The sequence below is a fragment of the Streptomyces sp. NPDC057424 genome, from assembly GCF_042803315.1.
Lineage (GTDB): Bacteria > Actinomycetota > Actinomycetes > Streptomycetales > Streptomycetaceae > Streptomyces.
The window spans coordinates 1-1499 of the sequence record NZ_JBHVCP010000131.1; the positions used below are offsets into that span (position 1 = coordinate 1).

General features: G+C 60.0%; 2 protein-coding genes. Both read left to right on the forward strand.

The features are described 5' to 3' along the window. Positions 1-577 precede the first annotated feature (577 nt). Positions 578-925 (forward strand): hypothetical protein, encoded by a 348-nt coding sequence (locus ACFU3E_RS38405; protein WP_384169463.1) that lies wholly within the window; start codon positions 578-580, stop codon positions 923-925. 49 nt (positions 926-974) lie between these two features. Then, positions 975-1337: a hypothetical protein gene (locus ACFU3E_RS38410; RefSeq protein WP_384169466.1), complete on the forward strand. Its 363-nt coding sequence runs from the start codon at positions 975-977 to the stop codon at positions 1335-1337. Positions 1338-1499: the final 162 nt, after the last annotated feature.

The window sequence follows — 1499 nt, forward strand, 5'->3', positions numbered from 1 at the left end:
GGAGCCACCCACGCGATTGCACGGCACGGCATCTGGCTTCCCGATGAGTGGGCGACGGGTGGTCGATGACGCGACTGAGTGACAGGCGCATCTCAGTCAGCCCGCAGTAGGAGGCGGGGAGCGTCGTCCATCGCCGGGCCCGAGCCCGGGGCGGGAAACGCCCTGCCCTGGGTGAACAACTGGTAGATCCTGCGCGATTGACGCCTCAAGGGCAATGGCATTCTCAGGCCATGCTCAGCGTCGCCCGGCACAACCTGACACTCACCCTATAACTGACACCTCGATTAACGATCGCGGCGCTGACGACTGAAATAGCCTGGCCGGAAAAGGTCAGCGACTGACTCAAATTCGACTCTCGACATCCGAGATGCTTCACTGTTATTGCAGCAGACAGACCTCAGATTTTGCTCAAGTTTCAGGATCCCATTGACGCGGGCATGCGGAGGCCGTTAATTTTATGGGCGTCACTTCAAATCAGACATTGATTGACGCGGACATGCGAGGGCGGCAATGCCTGGGGAGCGACATAGCCGATTAATAAAATCGGGAAATGTGACAGCAAGAAGAAGGTGGAGAATTGGTTAAGAAGCACGGCATTCGACAGTCCATCATGCTGCCGGCGCTCGGGGTGATGATGGCCGGCGCCTTCACGCTCGCCGCAGGGGTGAGCGCGACTGCCGCCGAAGTCGGCGCTACAGGACGACCCAGCGACTGCAGCGTCGAGAAGAGGAGCTTCGGGGCAATCGCCTCGTGCAAGAACCACAACGGCGGCCACTACCGGGCTCTGATCGTGTGCAAGAATCCCGAAAACGGGAAGATGGTGGACTTTGAGGGCGGGTGGCGGAAGGCTGGTCTTTCCTACGCGTACTGCCAGGGCTCCTATTCCAAGCCTGTGCACGAGGGCCTTGCGACCAAGGTCTCTTAGAGCAGGGCCTCCTCAGAACAGCAAGACAATTTTCAGGGAAAAGGTGAAAATGAAGAAGCTGAGCGCGGCGCTATTCGCCGCTGCAGCAATCACGACTTTCGGCCTTCAGAGCGCGGCCACCGCGGCCGAGGCAGGCTCCCAGGGCAACGTGTCCGTCAAGGGCTGGCCGACCGGGTGCAAAAATGGGAAGTACCAGAAGCAGCTCGGGGGCTACACCGCAATGGGCTGGTACGCCGAGTGCAGGAACTCCAATGGTGGTCACTACAAAGCGACCATAATCTGCCGACCGTTTGACGGCGGTTCCGACGTCTATCGCGATGCGCCGGTGTGGAAATCCAGCGGGAAGTCCATCGTCTTTTGCCCGGAATCCAGTATTCGCCTCGAGGGCGGCATCAAGGAGAGGGCTCACTGACCTCTCCCGATCTCGCAGAACGGTCCGCCGACTCCGTCGGCGGACCGTTCTGCGAGATCGACGTCAGGAATTGGGCAGCGTGGTGGCCCCGTTGCTGTGATCGGTGGGGCAAAACTTGCTTCGTGGGTCGGATCTCACCGCGTCACAAAGAGTGCGCGCACA